Below are 14,986 nucleotides of genomic sequence, written 5' to 3' on the forward strand. Positions count from 1 at the left end.
TCAGCAGTGTGTTGAAAAATGACTTTTCTGATGCCTCGAGTATACCTGTTTAAACGGAATCCGTATGACTCATAGTCCGGCACGTGCAAGGTGTCTGGCACTGACCTCAGACTCATTCATGAGTTTGCCACAAGGGGAAATTTAAGGAAGTTGTGAGTCAGGATACAAGATGCTGAATAGGTGGCCTTCACTTTCCTTCTTAAAGGGACAATTCCTGAACTGGCCGCTCCCCGGCTCAGGCTCATCCACAAATGGACGACCCATCTTCTACGCCCCGAACGTCAGCGCATTACCGCAATCCTGATCCTGACCTTCCTGCCTTTGGCGCTGTTCGCCATCCTGGCCACGGTGGAAACCCAGCAACTGACCAGCAAGGCCTGGAACAGCGTGCAGCAGAGCGACCATTACCAGGCGGCACGCTATCAGGTTGGCGCTGAGGAGTCCCTGGAGCGCAAGTACCGCCTGGAGCCGTCGGCCGCAGTCCTGCAGCGTCACACGGACGCGGGCGCGGCTCTGGTTTCGATCCTGAAGACCCTCCGATCTGAGGTGGTGCCAGACGAACAGCGCCAGATCGACGGCATCCTACGGTTGCACAAGCAGTACCTGGACGCGGTTCATACGCAGCTCTTCCCTGCGGTGGACGCTCACGATCTGGCCCGACAGACGGCAGTGGACACCGGGCTGATCGATCCCATGTTCGATACGCTTCAGGAGGAGGTCAACAAGGCCTCTGTCGCGCACAATATGGTGGCCAAGCAGCATGTTCGCCAGCTGATGTGGATCCAGAAGGCCTTGGTGGTGGTCACGCCGTTGGTCTTCATCCTTGGGCTGTGTGTAATGTGCTACTTCTGGTTCAAGTTCCAACTGCAGCAGACCCGCCTTGATGAAGTGACCTCACAAGCCATGGCCCACCTGAAGACTGAGGCGACGACCGACAGCTTGACCGCATTGGGCAATCACCGCGCCTTCCAGGAGGCACTTGGGGAGATGATGCAGCGCATGACATCTGGCGGCCAAGGCTTCACGCTGGCGCGACTGGATATCGACGAATTCAAGCTGATCAACGACAGGTACGGTCACCTGCGAGGCGATCAGACGCTGATCGACCTTGGCCGGATCCTGACCGCACAGTTCCCGGGACATGCCTACCGTGTGGGTGGCGACGAATTCGCGCTGCTGATGCCAGGCGACGGGGATCGGGCTATGCCGCTGCTGAACAGCCTATCCGCCACGCTCAGGCACGAACAGCTGCCCACCCTCAGCGTGGGGCTCATGTCGGCAAGTCAGGCAATCAGCAGTCCCGATGACCTGCAGCAGCAGGCCGATCAGGCGCTCTATGAGGCCAAGCGGCAAGGCCGCGACCGGATCGTGACCTTTCAGTCCATCGCCGATCGGGCAACGCTGACAGGCCACGACCAGGTTGTTTCGTTCCGCAACCTGTTGATGGCTGGCCACATGGACATCGCTTTCCAGCCAATCTGGAGTTGCCCACCTGACGACCAAAGTACGGTGACACTCCTCGGCTTCGAGGCCCTGGCGAGGCCGGCAGCCGGCTCAGGCTTTGCCGGACCACAGGAACTGTTCGACCTTGCGGCCCGCCTGAACCGCAGCCTCGCGCTGGACGACTTATGTTGGTCAAGCACCCTGAAGCGCTGCCACGGTCTCCCCGCCGGCGCCCTGCTGTTTTTGAACCTCACCCCGCAGACGCTTGACCAGGAGACGCCACTCGCGCCCCGGCTGCTGGCCGCCGTGAACGCAGCAGGCTTGCATCCGGGCCAGATCGTTCTCGAGGTCACGGAACGGAGCGTTGGACACATGTCTGCTGTGCTTCATCAGGCAAAGTTGCTGCGGGACGCTGGCTTCCGACTGGCCCTCGACGACGTTGGCGCTGGCAACGCTGGACTTGAGATGCTGCGGCAGTTGCACGTGGACTTCGTCAAGATTGACCGCAGCGTGGTCAGCGCCGCGCCCATGGATACCGTTACCAACGGTGTCCTGGCCGCCATCATGGCGTATGCCCGGGTGACCGGCGTGCGCGTGATCATCGAGGGTATCGAGACGGCGGACATGCTGAGAAACGGGACATCGATGGGGGCCGACGTAGCGCACGGGCATCTGCTGGCGGCGCAGGGGTATCTACTGGGACGGCCCGGCACGAATTTTGACGTCATGCCCCCAGTACTGGACAACTTCACTCAGTAGCCGACAACCCCAGTGAGCCGCTCCTGACCTGAACGCGGACAGGTTTATGGGATCGGCTCACGTTGAGCCGGGTCTCTAGTCGAAACCGTCCAAACTTTGGGGCCACCGCAGGAAAGGGCGGCCCGAAAGTTGGGGGCCAGGACAGTTGGCCTCACGCACGCAACGTTTGTCCAATACGTTTCGACGCACTACTACACCGCTACTACACCGGAAGGCCGAAAACGAACCCTCTAACCGCCGACCACAAATAGAAAACCCCGCGCTAGGCGGGACTTTTTGTTGGTGGGCGGTATAGGATTTGAACCTACGACCACTCGCTTGTAAGGCGAACGCTCTACCGCTGAGCTAACCGCCCACACCGGGGGCCTATGCTACGGGGTCAGGCGGAAAGGTTCAAGGGGTCCGGGACAGTAGCCCGCCTGTGGGGCAGGCTTCCACAGGCGGCACGCGGGTGATTCCCTTCCCCACCCCGCATCTCCTGACTGCCGCGCCGCCTGTCCACGGGAGTTACAGCACCCGGAAGGCCAGAAAGCCCGCGCCGATACCCAGAAGGATGCCCATCAGCACTTCCAGATAGGTATGGCCCAGCAACACCCGCACTGGCAGCGGCGCGAAGCCCGCACGCACCACGTCACGCAGTTCGCTGATCAGCTCGTTAAGCAGGGCGCCCTGCTGGCCGCTGGCGTGGCGTACGCCCGTCGCGTCATACATGACGATCATGCCGAAAACGGCGCTGACGGCAAAGGCCGCGCTGCCCACGCCCTCGGACAGGCCGACGCCGGTGTTCAGGGCGGCCACCATGGCGCTGTGGCTGCTGGGCATGCCACCCGTTTCCATAAAGGCCGCAGGCCGCCAGCGCCGCTCGATCAGCAGAATCAGAAAAACCTTGATGAGCTGCGCGCTGGTGGAGGCCAGGATGGCCGTCCACAGCCAGCGGTTGCTCAGCAGCTCAGCGAACGAGTTCACCGGCACCCTCGGAACGCAGATGATGCTGCAATTCGGCGGCCCGCACGGTGTTCGCCAGCAGCTGCGCCACGGTCATGGGACCGACGCCGCCCGGCACCGGGGTCAGCGCCCCGGCCACGCCAGAGACGTCCGGGTGAACATCGCCCACCAGATGGCTGCGGCCCCCGGCTCCCGGCACGCGGTTGATGCCCACGTCGATCACAGTAGCCCCGGGCTTGACCATCTCCGGCGTGATCAGCCCGGGGCAGCCGGCGGCCGCAATCAGGAGATCCGCCTCACGGGTCACGCTGGGCAGCCCGTGGGTGCGGCTGTGGGCCACGGTCACGGTGGCGTCGGCGTTGAGCAGCAGCGCGGCCAGCGGGCGGCCCACCAGATGGCTGCGGCCCACGATCACGGCCCGCACGCCGGCCACCGCAATCCCGTAGTGCTTCAGCAGGAACATGATCCCGGCCGGGGTGCAGGGCGTCAGCGCCGGCCGGGCGGCCCACAGCTCCCCCACGTTCAGGGGGTGGAAGCCGTCCACATCCTTGCGCGGGTCGATGGCGTGCAGCACGGCCATCTCGGCGATATGCGCGGGCAGCGGCAGCTGCACCAGGATGCCGTTCACGTCATCGTCGCGGTTCAGACTGTCGATCACGGCCAGCAGGTCGGCCTGGGAGGTGGCCTCTGGCAGCGCGTGAACGGTGCCGCGCAGGCCCACCTCGCCGGCCTTGCGCGCCTTGCCGCGCACGTAGCTGACGCTGGCGGGATCGTCCCCCACGCGCACGATGACCAGGCTGGGCTGGGCTGGCAGGCGACTGGCCCGCGCTGCGGCGTCTTGCAACAGCACCTCGGCCGCGGGCGGCCCCGCCAGCACCCGTGCGGTCACTCCTGCTCCGCCTGCGGTCCGGCGAGCGCGGTCTTCATGCTGCGGCTCAGGCCCGCCAGCACGCCGTTCACGAAACGTCCGGAATCATCACCCCCGAACTTGCGGGCGATGCGTACGGCGCTCTCGATCACCGGGGGGTGGGGCTCGGCGGTGTGGCCCATCTCGAAGGTGGCCAGCCGCAGCACGTTCAGGTCCGTCTGGGCCATCTGCCCGAAGCTCCAACCACGGATGGTGCGGTGCAGCGTCTCGTCGATCTCGGCGCGGCGCGCTCCGATGCCGTCCACCAGCTCGCGGGCGAAGGTCAGGGCCTCCTCGTTCAGGCGCGGGAAGGTGTCGTCGCCGTCGCGCATCTGGCCCTCGCTGCGGGTAAACACCGTGTCCAGCGGCAGGTCACCCCGGTCCGCCTCGAACAGCACGCGGAAGGCAAATTCGCGGGCGGCGCGGCGGGTACCGACCGGCTGGACGGCCTTGTCCCGGCGGCGGGTCAAGACAGCCCCCGAACGGCGGGCGCGGCGGGAACGCACACGCCCTGAACGGTGACGTTGACGGCCCGGACCTTCAGGCCGGTCATCAGCTCAATGTTCTCGCACACGGCGCGCTGCACCTGCTGGGACACGCCCATCAGATTCTGCCCGAAATCCACGTTCAGGCCCACGTCCACACTGACGCTGCCGCCGTCGCGGGTCACCCGCAGGGCGCGGGGTTTGCGGGCGCTGCTCTGGTTGCGCAGCACCTCGCCCATATTCAGCGGCGCGGAGGCGACCTCGGTGCCCTCGATGCCGGTGATGGTGGTGGCGGCGATGTCCATCAGGACGCTCTTGCTGATCTCGACTTCGGAACTGGGGGTGTTGGACTGAGTTGGGTTGCTTGCCATGATGGGAATGCCTCCGCGCGCGGGCCGAGTGGTGCGCCGCGCCAGTACGCGACAGTTTAGAGGGTTGTGGGCAGTAACGCGCGGGACGGGCGGCGAAGGAGGCCCTCTCACATCTTCAGGGAACGGCGGCGGGGCGGGCAGATGAGGCTTGCCCCGCCGCTGCACGTCCGGTTGTCCAGCTTCTCAGGCCGCGCCTGTCTCCTCTACCCCTGCTCTTCCACCCCTTTTTCGGCCAGCAGGGCCGCCAGCCCGGCCTCGTCCAGCACGTCCACCCCCAGTTCCTGCGCGCGGGTCAGCTTGCTGCCGGCGTCCTCCCCGGCAATCAGGTAGGAGGTCTTGCCGGTCACGCTGCCGGTCACTCGGCCCCCGGCGGCCTCCAGCTCGGCCTTGATGGCGTCGCGCGGGCGGCCCAGGCTGCCGGTGATGACGAAATTCAGCCCGCGCAACTGTTCGCCGCGCCGGACCTCCTCCGCCTGCGGATTGACGCCTGCCGCCTTCAGTTTGTTCAGCAGCGTGACGTAACTGTCGGTTTTCAGGGCCACCGCCACGCTCGCGCCGATCACCTTGCCCAGGCCCGGCACGGCCTCGATCTGCTCGGGGGTGGCGGCCATCAGCGCGTCCAGCGTGCCAAAGGCCCCGGCCAGCGCCCTGGCATTGCGCTCGCCCACGTGGTCCAGGCCCAGCGCGTTGATCAGGCGCCACAGCGGGCGGGTCTTGCTGGCCTCCAGCTCGGCCAGAATGTTCCCGGCCTTCTTCTCGCCGCCGCGCTCCAGCCCGGCCAGCGTCCCGGCGTCCAGAGCGTACAGGTCGGCCGCGTCGTGGATCAGGCCCGATGTCAGCAACTGCGCGATCAGCTTGCTGCCCACCCCCGCAATGTCCATCGCGCCGCGCGAGACAAAGTACTCCACGAGTTTGTAGGTCTGCGCCGGGCAGGCCGGGTTGGTGCAGTACGTGTTGGCATCCTCGGGATCGCGCGTGACCGGCTGGCCGCACTCCGGACAGGTATCGGGAAAGACGAAGGGCTGCGCATCTGACGGGCGTTTTTCCTTGACCACGCGCATGATCTGCGGAATCACGCCGCCGGACTTGCGGACCACCACCGTATCCCCGACGCGCAGATCCAGATCCCGCACGAAATCCTCGTTGTGCAGGGTGGCCTTGCTGACGGTGCTGCCCTCGATCAGGCGGGGCGAGAGATGCGCCAGTGGCGTCAGCTTGCCGGTGCGGCCCACGTTCACGCTGATGCTCCCCAGCACCGTCTCCACCTCCTCCACCGGGAACTTGTAGGCAATCGCCCAGCGTGGAGCGCGGCTGGTGAATCCCGCCTCCTCCTGAAGTCTCAGGGAATCGAGTTTGAACACCGTGCCGTCGGCGTCGAACTCGAAGGACTGACGCTGGGCGGTCATGCGGGCGTGGTAGTCGGCGGCGGCGTCAATCCCAGCCAGCTGCTCGCTGTAGCGGCTGATGGAAAAGCCCTGGGCGTTCAGCCAGGCCAGCACCTCGCCTTGGGTGGTGGCGGGGACGCCGTCGCGTTTGCCCAGCGCGTAAAAGACGGCCTTGAGGTTGCGGGTGCGCGTTACTTCCGGGTCTTTCTGGCGCAGGGCACCCGCCGCGCCGTTGCGGGGGTTCTTCAGCAGCGGGGTGCCCAGTTCCTCGGCCTGCGCGTTGTAGGCGGCAAAGTCTGCCCGGCTCATGTAGACCTCGCCGCGCACCTCTATCTCACCACCTGGCAGCTCGCCGGTCAGGTTTTTCAGCACGGTGGGAATGCCCGGCACCGTCGCCACCTGCGCGGTCACGAGCTCGCCAACTGAGCCGTTGCCGCGCGTGGCGGCCCACTGCAACTGCCCGCCCTTGTAATACAGATTCACACTCAGGCCGTCGACCTTCAGCTCCCCGGTAAACACGAAATCGTCGTGCTCGGGCGGCAGGTTCAGTGAGCGGGCCAGCTTCTCGCGCCAGTCACTGAGTTCAGCGTCGTCGAAGGCGTTGTCCAGGCTGGTCATCGGGGTGGGATGGCTCACCGGCTGGAAGGCCGTGCTGGGAGCGCCGCCCACCGCCTGCGCGGGGCTGGTGTCCGCCCCCAGCTGCTGCGCGGCCTGGGCAGCCCATCCGGGGTTGGCAGCCTCCAGGCCACGCAGGCGCCTCACCAGCGCGTCGTATTCACTGTCGGGAATGGTGGGCGCGTCCTGCTCGTGGTAGGCGCGGTTGTGGCGGGCAATCTCGGCGCTCAGCGCCAGATAATCCCCATACCCACCGGGGCCGTTCTCACTGGGGTCACACTCACTGGGCCCGTTCTCAAGGGGCGCAAACTCGGCCTGATCCATGCCAAAAGCGTAGCACCTGCGTCCGGTTCAGCTGGAGGCGAAATGATGCCCGCGCTCCGCCCGCACCGACGCCCGCCTGCCGCACTCCTCGTACCCCCATCAGGTGCAGGTCACCGCGGCGTGTTCAGATGACGGCGCAGTTTTCGTATACTGTGTTCAAGCAACCCACATGCCTGCTGTCTAGGCACAGCCCCAAACTGGAGGATTCACCATGAAGAAATTTCTGACCCTGGCCCTGGCCGTATCCGTTTCTCTTGCTGGCGCGCAGGCCATGCGCGTGGGCCTGGCCTACGACGCGGGCGGCAAATTCGACAAGAGCTTCAACCAGAGCGCCTACGAGGGCAGCCAGCGCGCCGCCAAGAAGCTGGGCGTGCAGGTCAAGGACTTTGAGCCCAGCGATCCCAGCCAGGTGATTCAGGGCGTGCGCTCGTTTGCCAACGAGGGCTTTGACCTGACCATTGGCGTGGGCTTTGCCAACAACGCCAGCATCAGCCAGGTCGCCAAGGAAAACCCCGATCTGTACTTCGGTCTGGTCGACGACATTTCCGCCGAGAAGAACGTCGCCAGCCTGACCTTCTCCGAGCAGGAGGGCAGCTACCTCGTGGGCTACCTCGCGGCCATGAACAGCTCGACCGGTGTGGTGGGCTTCGTCGGCGGTATGGACATTCCCCTGATCCACAAGTTTGAAGCCGGCTACACCGCAGGCGTCAAGGCCGCCAACCCCAAGGCGCGCGTGATCGCGCAGTACGTGGGCACCACCCCCGACGCCTGGAACAACCCCAGCAAGGCCAAGGAAATCGCCGGCAGCATGCGGGCCAAGGGCGCGGACATCATCTTCGCCGCCGCCGGCGCCTCAGGCAACGGCGTGATCGACTACGTCAAGCAGACCCAGTGCCTCAAGGCCGGCAGCCTGCCGAGCGGCGTGAAGTTCACCACCGACAACTTCAAGGCCGTCAAGAAGAGCGCGGCCTACACCAAGGCCTGCGCCGGCAACACCCGCCCCATGTTCTTTATCGGCGTGGACAGCAACCAGAACTACCTGGGCGACTTTGACAAGAACCCCGCCACCATGAACCACGGCCTGACCAGCATGGTCAAGCGGGTAGACAACGCGGTCTACCAGCTGATCAGCGACGTCAAGGACGACAAGTTCAAGGCGGGCTCGCGCGTCTTCGGCCTGAAGGACGGCGGCGTGGGCTACGCTGTCGACCAGTACAACAAGGCCCTGATCACCAGCACCCAGGTGGCCAAGGTGGAAGGCATCAAGGGCCAGATCATCAGCGGCAAGATCAAGGTCCCCACCAAGTAAGCCTCATCCCTTCTCAGAGGGCGGTCCCGCGTGGGCCGCCTTCTTGTTGTGTTGACTTTTTGTACTGTCTTTCTGTGCCGGCTTTTTGCTCTGCACCGCCCTGCCGGCCAGTCTCCAGGGCGTGCCATTCTGAGGGCATGACAGACCGCCCCCCGCCTCTGCGCGATCAGCTTGTGATCGTCACGCCCCACCCGTCCGGGCAGCTCCCGGCACAGATCCTGCGGCAGATGCTGGGGGACGACATGTTCGACACCCCGAAGCGCGAGGCGTTTCTGCGGCGCCTCTTTCTGGACGGGGACGCCTACACGGACCTGCTGTACTCGCTGCCCGGCGCGCGGCATGTCCAGGCGCCCTGGAGCCGCTTTGCCGTGGACCTCAACCGCGACCGCGTGGACCGCGTGGACAACGGCGTGATCAAGGCCACCGATTTTGACCGTCAGCCGCTGTATCCGCCCGACACCCAGATTCCGGAAGATGAACGCGAAGGACGCCTGCGGCGCATCTGGGACACCTTCGACGCGGCGGTGGCTGCAGAACTTTCCGGCGCACGGCTGATGATCGTGGGCCACAGCATGGCCCCCCACGGTCCCCGGCTGGGCCAGGACACCGGCACGCCGCGCCCTGCCATTTGCCTGATGCCCGGCACACCAGACGCCCCCACCTTTCCGCACGACCGGTGGGCGGCCCTGAAGGCTGCTGCCGAGCATGCTTTTGAGAGCGTGATCGCCGCCAGCGCCTTTGAGCGCGTGACCATCGGCGAGCCGTGGAGCACCGACACCCTGAGCCTGAACCACAGCCGGCGCAGCGGCGTTCCGGCTTTCGGCATCGAGTTCAACGCGGGCCTGCATCTCAGGGACGGACAGCCGGTAGACAGCGCCATGCGGGGGATAAACGCGGCTTTCGCGGTGTTCGCAGACGCGGCGCTGGCCCTGGTGGGCTGAGCCGCCTGTCCAGGCCTGTTCAGGACAAGTCGCCGGCGCTGGCCGCCGGGCCGCTTGACCTGATTGTGAATCCCGAACTGGCTGTGACCCTGGGCGAATGTGCCAGGGTAAGGACATGACTTCTCCTCTGCTCCCTCCGCACGCTCCCCGCCTGGGGTTGGGCCTGGCCGCCCTGGGCCGGCCCGGCTACATCAATCTGGGCCACGGAGATGACCTGACAGACAAGACCCCCCAGGCCATGCAGATCCACGCCTGGCACGTACTGGACACCGCCTGGGCTGCCGGCATCCGCTACTTCGACGCGGCCCGCAGCTATGGCCGCGCCGAGGTCTTTCTGGGCGACTGGCTGCGCGCACGCGGTCACACGGCAACCGTCGGCAGCAAGTGGGGCTACACCTACGTCGCGGACTGGCGTACCGACGCCGACACGCACGAGGTCAAGAGCCATGATCTGGACACGCTGGAGCGGCAATGGCCCGAAACCCTGGCGGCCCTGGGCCGCGCCCCGGACCTCTACCTGATCCACTCCGCGACGCTGGAGACGGGCGTCCTGGAAAACCGGCGGGTGCTGTCACGGCTGGCCGAACTGGCCGGCGCCGGCGTGCGCGTGGGTCTGTCCACCAGCGGACCAGGGCAGGCCCACACGGTGCGGCGGGCCCTGGAGGTCACGGTGGACGGGGTCAACCCCTTCAGCGCCGTGCAGGCCACCTGGAACGTGCTGGAGCCGTCGGTCGGGGCGGCCCTGGCGGAGGCCCATGCGGCAGGCTGGTCTGTGGTGGTCAAGGAGGCGGTGGCCAACGGCAGGTTGACCGGACGCGCTGACCTTCCGCCCGCGCTGGCCCAGGTAGGCCACGAACTGAACGCTGGTCCCGACGCCGTGGCCCTGGCCGCCGCACTGGCCCAGCCGTGGGCCGACGTGGTGCTGAGCGGCGCGACCACCTCGGAGCAGCTGGAGGGCAACCTGCGGGCGCTGACGCTGACGGGCGACTTCTCCGCGCTGGCAGGCCTGGCCGAGTCGCCGGAGGCCTACTGGCAGACGCGGGCGCGGCTGGCCTGGAACTGAGGCCAGGATCGGGAAGAGGGGGCTGGCCCCTTCAGCTGGCCCGCTCCTCCTTTCCGCCGTCCGCCACCTTCTGCAGACTGGGCCGGATGTTGACCAGTTCCGACGTGGCCGTGTGCCACACCAGCACCGGATCAATGCCGAAATAATCGTGCGCCACCAGATTGCGGATGTCGCGCAGATAGGCCCACGGCACCTGCGGGTGGCGGTCCTCCACGCTCTGCGGGATGAACTTGGTCGTCTCGCCCAGCCGCGCAAGGTTGCGCAGCACAGCGTCGCGGGTGCGCTCGTCGTCAAGAAAGCTGTCCAGTGTGTGGTCCGCCGTGTACTCGCGCACGCGGTCCAGGGCGTCCAGTACGTCATAGAGCCGCCAGCGCCAGCGCTTGCGCCGGAAGGTGGTCTGCGGATGGCGCGGCACGTCCAGCACGTCCACCGCGTCACTGAGAATCTCGCGGCGCAGCTGCGGTTTCAGGCCGCCCTCGGTCAGGACGTCGATACGGCGGCGCAGGGTGTCCTCGAACAGGTCCTTGACGTGCATCAGGTCCAGCAGGCCCGCCTCGATGTCGAAATCCACCAGAAGGTCCACGTCTGACAGGTCCGTGGCCTCGCCGCGCGCCACCGAACCAAAAATCCGCACGCGCGACACGCCCATGCGGCGCCACTGGCCCTGCACGGAGCGAATGACGCGGGCCACCTCCTGCAGGCTGGTGTCGGGAAAGAGGGTCTGCTCAGGCATCACCGCCCGAGCATAGCGGCCCAGGGGGCAGGCCACGCACTAGCATCACGGTCATGATCGTCGCCGTGGGCCATGACCTGATCGAGATCTCGCGCATCCGCCGCATGCTGGAGCGCGAGGGGCCACGCGCCGAACGGCTGTTTGCTCCCGCAGAACTGGCGTACTGCGCCCGCCTGAGTGACCCGGCCCCCAGCCTGGCGGCCCGCTTCGCCGCCAAGGAAGCCTTTCAGAAGGTCTGGCCCCGGCCCCACGGCTGGCGCGACGTGTGGGTGGTGCGGGAGGCCACGCCGGACGGCCCCTTTCCCTTCACGCGGCCTTTTCTAGCCTTTGGCCCCGACATTGACGCCGAGATGCAGGAACGCGGCTGGGTGGCCCACCTGACGCTAACGCACACGAAAGAACACGCCTCAGCGGTGGTGGTGCTGGAGGAGCGCTAACCTGACCGCCATGCCCATTCGCCTGATTGCGACCGATCTGGACGGCACGCTGCTGCGTCCGGACCTGAGCGTCAGCCCGCGCACCCGCCGGGCGCTGGACGCGGCGCGGGTGGCGGGCATCCTGACGGTTCCGGTCACGGCGCGGCAACCGCGTGGGGTTCAACAAATCGCACAGGCCGCAGGGTTTGCAGGGTGGGCGCTGTGCGGCAACGGCGCCCACGGCGTTCACCTGGGCACCGGGGAAGTGCTGTTCGAGGCGCATGTGACGGCGGCGGCGCAGCGTGCCCTGGCCGTGGCTCTGGCCGAACGCGTTCCCGGCGTGCTGTTCGTCAGCGTTCGGCAGGGCGGCGAGGGCTTCGTGGCCCAGACGGGTTACGCCGACATCGCCGGATTCGGGGACCACCACCGCGAGCCCGGCGACATGGGCAGCTTCCTGCTGGATGAGGTGCTGGCCGAGCCGAGCCTGAAGCTGATCGTGCGCCACCCGGCGCTGACCCCGCGCGAACTGCTGCAGGAGGTTCAGGCCCTGAACCTGGGAGGCCACGCCGTGACCCACAGCGGCGCTCCGTTTCTGGAGGTGCTGGCCGAGGGGGTCAGCAAGGCGTGGGGGCTGGCGCGGCTGTGCGGGACCCTGGGCATCGCCCCGTCCGAGGTGCTGGCCTTCGGGGACGCCCCCAACGACGCCGAGATGCTGGCCTGGGCCGGGCGCGGCGTGGCGATGGCCAACGCGGAGCACGAAGCGCTGGAAGCCGCAGATGAAGTGACCCTCAGCAACGCGGAGGACGGGGTGGCAGCGGTGATCGAGCGACTGCTCTCCCAGACCGCGCCCGCCACCACCGCTCCAGGCGTGGCCTCCGCCCCATCGGCGTCCGGCTCGTAGTCCAGCGGGTGACCGAGGGCGCAGTCCGGGTCGGCGCACAGGGCCGCACCAGCCGCCCGCCAGTCTTCAGCCCCATCCACTGCCTCATCACCCCGTCGCCCGGCCATACTCTGGAGCCAGAGAAGACAGATTGCCTTTCATCTGACATCGCACGGCGCCCGCGCAGCTTAGGCTGGGGCATGAACCCCACACTGCTGATGGTGGCCCTCGCCCTGCTGGTGCTGAGCCCGTCGGCGCTGGCGCAGGGCACAACCGCTGCTCCTCCCCGCCCTCCGGCGGCTGCGGCCACCCGGACCCCGGCTGAGCAGGCCGCCTTCACGCGTGGGCGGGCGCTGATGACCGAGTTTCTGGCGCTCCGGCTGGAGCGGCTGTGGAACTCCTTCACGCCGGCCGTGCAAGGGCAGTGGGGCACGCTGGACGGCTTCACGACCTTCCGCAAGACGGGCATCGAGCAGTACGGCCGGGAAACGAAACTGGTGCGCGAGCGGACCTTCATGCAGGGCAACGAGGCGGTCTACGTCCGCAGCGCCATCTACGAGAAGTTTCCCGATCAGGTCTGGGCCTTTGTAATGGGCTTCACGGGCGACCGGGTCACCACATTCGGCGTGCTGCTGGAAGAGGAACGCACCGATGACCCGGTGGCACTGGGTCACTGACCGTCAGCTTATGGCCCGCTCTGCTGCGCCAGAACCTCGCCGTCGCCGTTGGTCACAGCGAAGGTGTACTGCTGGGCCTCCAGTTTCTTCCAGCCCACGCGCTGGCCCTCGCAGGCATCCGGCAGAACCACCAGCGCCGGCGTGGGGTAGCGGTTGCCCAGGCTGCTCTGCCGGAACAGTTCCAGCGTGCGGGCCAGCGCAATGGCGCAGTTCTGGGCGGCGGCGCGCGCTGTCACGTCCCCGGCGTTGGCTGCGCCCCGGACCCGCTGCCCGGTCTTCAGGTCGGCGACCTCGGTTTCCAGGGCAGCGATACGGCTGCTCAGGGCGGCCAGTTGCCGCGCCACTCCGGGGTCCGGCTCGGGGCTCCGGCAGCTGCCAAGCAGCAGGGGCAGAGCCAGGAAACCCGCTTTCATGCCGCCCACACTAACGCAGCGAGGCCAGAGGCTGGTGAAGGTTCGGTCTGGGAAGGCTCAGCGGTTCAGCACGCTGACGATCTCGATGTGGCTGGTCTGCGGGTAGAAGTCGTGCGGCGTGACCTCGCCCAGCTTCCAGCCGCGCCGGGTCAGGTCACCCACGTCGCGTGCCCAGGTGGCTGGATCGCAGGAGATGTACACCAGCCGGTCCGCCGTGCTGGAATCGATGTGCACGCGCGCCCCTTCCTCCAGCCCGGCACGCGGGGGGTCCACCACGATCACGTCGGTGCCCAGTTCGCTGAAGCGGGCGGCGTCGCCGTCGCGGTACGTGACGTTGGCCTCTGCCCCGCCCGCCGCGACACTCTCGGCCACGTCCTGCCGACCACGCGCCAGGGCCTCGGGCGAGGCGTCCAGCACCGTGACGCGCCGGAAGTTGGGGGCCAGGTGCCGGCCAATCGCGCCCGCGCCGCCGTACAGGTCAACGGCGTGCTCGCCCTTGCCGGCCAGCTCGGCGGCCCGCAGATACGCCAGCCCCGCCGCCGCCGGGTTGACCTGCGCGAAGCCGGTGGCGCTCACGCTGACCTGCACGCGCCCGAACTGTTCGCGCACGTCGGCCTCGCCGGCGATCAGGCGCACGCCCGCGCTGAAGCGGCGGCCGGCCGGCTGCGCGAGTGAGACGCCCACCACCCCGGCGTCCATCAGGTGATCGCTGGCGCGCAGGAACACGCGCGGCTCGCCGGCCCCGATCAGGGCGGCCACCACCTCACCGGTCAGGGCGCTGGCGCGGAAGGCCACCTCGGTGGCGGGGTCCAGATGAACCGGGTCAATCTTGCTCACGACCGCCGAGATGGCCTCCATGACCAGCGGGTCCTCGCCCACCACCAGCGGATCGTTGCCGCGCCGCTCGCGGTAGGCCAGCCCCGCGGGCGTGACCAGATACTGCGCGGTGTTGCGGTAGTGCCACTCGCTGGGGCTGGGCACGGTCTCGTTCACCGGGTGCTCCAGCTTGGCAATGCGGCTCAGCGCCTCTTGCACGAAGTCGCGCTTGTAGCGCAGCTGCGCGGCGTAGGAGGCGTGGGCCAGATCGGCGGTGGGCAGCCGCGGGCCGTCCACCCGGTCCGGGCTGGCGTCCAGCACCTCCAGGGTCACGCCCTGCCGCACGCCCCGGCCCGCACGCACGCTGGCCCGCACGCGTTCGCCGGGCAGCGCGCCGCGCACCAGCACCACGCCGCCCTCGTCGCGGGACAGCCCCAGACCCCCGGCCACGAGTTTCTCTATCGTCAGGGTTAACACTTCAGGTTGGGGGGCAGCTTCAGACAT

The 14,986-nt window shown here is 67.4% G+C and carries 15 protein-coding genes and 1 tRNA gene; 7 read left to right on the top strand and 9 right to left on the bottom strand.

What is annotated here, in order from left to right:
- Positions 1-180: 180 nt before the first annotated feature.
- A complete protein-coding gene (locus IEY31_RS14000) occupies positions 181-2,202 on the top strand; it encodes an EAL domain-containing protein (RefSeq protein WP_188973061.1) in 2,022 nt (673 codons plus the stop codon).
- A 280-nt stretch (positions 2,203-2,482) separates the two neighbouring features.
- Here IEY31_RS14000 and IEY31_RS14005 read toward each other — a convergent pair.
- From IEY31_RS14005 to ligA, 6 genes are all read right to left on the bottom strand, one after another.
- Positions 2,483-2,557: transfer RNA gene (locus IEY31_RS14005), tRNA-Val, on the bottom strand.
- A 152-nt stretch (positions 2,558-2,709) separates the two neighbouring features.
- The gene (locus IEY31_RS14010) at positions 2,710-3,168 is read right to left on the bottom strand and encodes a divergent PAP2 family protein (RefSeq protein ID WP_188973062.1); all 459 of its coding nucleotides are present in this window, start codon (positions 3,166-3,168) and stop codon (positions 2,710-2,712) included.
- Entirely contained in the window at positions 3,152-4,036 is an 885-nt protein-coding gene (locus tag IEY31_RS14015; protein ID WP_188973063.1) for a bifunctional 5,10-methylenetetrahydrofolate dehydrogenase/5,10-methenyltetrahydrofolate cyclohydrolase, read from the bottom strand. Before IEY31_RS14015 ends, IEY31_RS14010 begins: the two co-directional genes overlap by 17 nt.
- Positions 4,033-4,524 carry a transcription antitermination factor NusB gene (gene nusB, locus IEY31_RS14020; RefSeq protein ID WP_188973064.1) on the bottom strand — a complete coding sequence of 164 codons (492 nt, stop codon included), beginning with the start codon at positions 4,522-4,524 and terminating at the stop codon, positions 4,033-4,035. Before nusB ends, IEY31_RS14015 begins: the two co-directional genes overlap by 4 nt.
- Positions 4,521-4,910 carry an Asp23/Gls24 family envelope stress response protein gene (locus IEY31_RS14025; RefSeq protein ID WP_188973065.1) on the bottom strand — a complete coding sequence of 130 codons (390 nt, stop codon included), beginning with the start codon at positions 4,908-4,910 and terminating at the stop codon, positions 4,521-4,523. The genes nusB and IEY31_RS14025 overlap by 4 nt, the downstream gene beginning before the upstream one ends.
- A 203-nt stretch (positions 4,911-5,113) precedes the next feature.
- Complete coding sequence (gene ligA / locus IEY31_RS14030) at positions 5,114-7,234, bottom strand: NAD-dependent DNA ligase LigA (protein WP_188973066.1); 2,121 nt, start codon at positions 7,232-7,234, stop codon at positions 5,114-5,116.
- A gap of 211 nt (positions 7,235-7,445) precedes the next feature.
- Between ligA and IEY31_RS14035 the strand changes: the two genes are divergently transcribed.
- The 3 genes from IEY31_RS14035 (at position 7,446) to IEY31_RS14045 (ending at position 10,547) form a co-directional block, all read left to right on the top strand.
- Positions 7,446-8,543, top strand: a complete 1,098-nt coding sequence (locus tag IEY31_RS14035; protein ID WP_188973067.1) for a BMP family lipoprotein — start codon at positions 7,446-7,448, stop codon at positions 8,541-8,543.
- Between the two features lie 137 nt (positions 8,544-8,680).
- On the top strand, positions 8,681-9,484 hold the full coding sequence (locus IEY31_RS14040; RefSeq protein WP_188973068.1) for an N-formylglutamate amidohydrolase: 804 nt from the start codon (positions 8,681-8,683) through the stop codon (positions 9,482-9,484).
- A gap of 115 nt (positions 9,485-9,599) precedes the next feature.
- Positions 9,600-10,547 carry an aldo/keto reductase gene (locus IEY31_RS14045; protein WP_188973069.1) on the top strand — a complete coding sequence of 316 codons (948 nt, stop codon included), beginning with the start codon at positions 9,600-9,602 and terminating at the stop codon, positions 10,545-10,547.
- A gap of 31 nt (positions 10,548-10,578) precedes the next feature.
- On the opposite strand, the gene IEY31_RS14050 is transcribed toward IEY31_RS14045, so the two are convergent.
- Positions 10,579-11,280 carry a HepT-like ribonuclease domain-containing protein gene (locus IEY31_RS14050; RefSeq protein ID WP_188973070.1) on the bottom strand — a complete coding sequence of 234 codons (702 nt, stop codon included), beginning with the start codon at positions 11,278-11,280 and terminating at the stop codon, positions 10,579-10,581.
- Positions 11,281-11,333: 53 nt separating this feature from the next.
- On the opposite strand from IEY31_RS14050, the gene IEY31_RS14055 reads away from it, so the two are divergent.
- The 3 genes from IEY31_RS14055 to IEY31_RS14065 all read left to right on the top strand — a co-directional run bounded on the left by IEY31_RS14055 (position 11,334) and on the right by IEY31_RS14065 (position 13,253).
- Complete coding sequence (locus tag IEY31_RS14055) at positions 11,334-11,717, top strand: 4'-phosphopantetheinyl transferase superfamily protein (RefSeq protein WP_188973071.1); 384 nt, start codon at positions 11,334-11,336, stop codon at positions 11,715-11,717.
- Positions 11,718-11,727: 10 nt separating this feature from the next.
- Complete coding sequence (locus IEY31_RS14060) at positions 11,728-12,597, top strand: HAD family hydrolase (protein WP_188973072.1); 870 nt, start codon at positions 11,728-11,730, stop codon at positions 12,595-12,597.
- Positions 12,598-12,776: 179 nt separating this feature from the next.
- Positions 12,777-13,253, top strand: coding sequence for a hypothetical protein (locus IEY31_RS14065; protein WP_188973073.1), 477 nt, complete (start codon positions 12,777-12,779; stop codon positions 13,251-13,253).
- An 8-nt stretch (positions 13,254-13,261) separates the two neighbouring features.
- Here IEY31_RS14065 and IEY31_RS14070 read toward each other — a convergent pair whose 3' ends face one another.
- Both IEY31_RS14070 and IEY31_RS14075 read right to left on the bottom strand, forming a co-directional pair.
- A complete protein-coding gene (locus IEY31_RS14070; RefSeq protein ID WP_188973075.1) occupies positions 13,262-13,666 on the bottom strand; it encodes a hypothetical protein in 405 nt (134 codons plus the stop codon).
- Positions 13,667-13,723: 57 nt separating this feature from the next.
- Complete coding sequence (locus tag IEY31_RS14075) at positions 13,724-14,986, bottom strand: class I SAM-dependent RNA methyltransferase (protein WP_188973076.1); 1,263 nt, start codon at positions 14,984-14,986, stop codon at positions 13,724-13,726.

Source organism: Deinococcus aerolatus, from assembly GCF_014647055.1.
In the GTDB taxonomy this organism is placed as follows: Bacteria; Deinococcota; Deinococci; order Deinococcales; family Deinococcaceae; genus Deinococcus; species Deinococcus aerolatus.

Excerpts from the sequence above, each read along its gene's own strand:
- IEY31_RS14025 (WP_188973065.1), bottom strand. The coding sequence starts at position 4,910 with ATGGCAAGCAACCCAACTCAGTCCAACACCCCCAGTTCCGAAGTCGAG.
- ligA (WP_188973066.1), bottom strand. The coding sequence starts at position 7,234 with ATGGATCAGGCCGAGTTTGCGCCCCTTGAGAACGGGCCCAGTGAGTGT.
- IEY31_RS14035 (WP_188973067.1), top strand. The coding sequence starts at position 7,446 with ATGAAGAAATTTCTGACCCTGGCCCTGGCCGTATCCGTTTCTCTTGCT.
- IEY31_RS14040 (WP_188973068.1), top strand. The coding sequence starts at position 8,681 with ATGACAGACCGCCCCCCGCCTCTGCGCGATCAGCTTGTGATCGTCACG.
- IEY31_RS14045 (WP_188973069.1), top strand. The coding sequence starts at position 9,600 with ATGACTTCTCCTCTGCTCCCTCCGCACGCTCCCCGCCTGGGGTTGGGC.
- IEY31_RS14050 (WP_188973070.1), bottom strand. The coding sequence starts at position 11,280 with ATGCCTGAGCAGACCCTCTTTCCCGACACCAGCCTGCAGGAGGTGGCC.
- IEY31_RS14055 (WP_188973071.1), top strand. The coding sequence starts at position 11,334 with ATGATCGTCGCCGTGGGCCATGACCTGATCGAGATCTCGCGCATCCGC.
- IEY31_RS14060 (WP_188973072.1), top strand. The coding sequence starts at position 11,728 with ATGCCCATTCGCCTGATTGCGACCGATCTGGACGGCACGCTGCTGCGT.
- IEY31_RS14065 (WP_188973073.1), top strand. The coding sequence starts at position 12,777 with ATGAACCCCACACTGCTGATGGTGGCCCTCGCCCTGCTGGTGCTGAGC.
- IEY31_RS14070 (WP_188973075.1), bottom strand. The coding sequence starts at position 13,666 with ATGAAAGCGGGTTTCCTGGCTCTGCCCCTGCTGCTTGGCAGCTGCCGG.
- IEY31_RS14075 (WP_188973076.1), bottom strand. The coding sequence starts at position 14,986 with ATGTCTGAAGCTGCCCCCCAACCTGAAGTGTTAACCCTGACGATAGAG.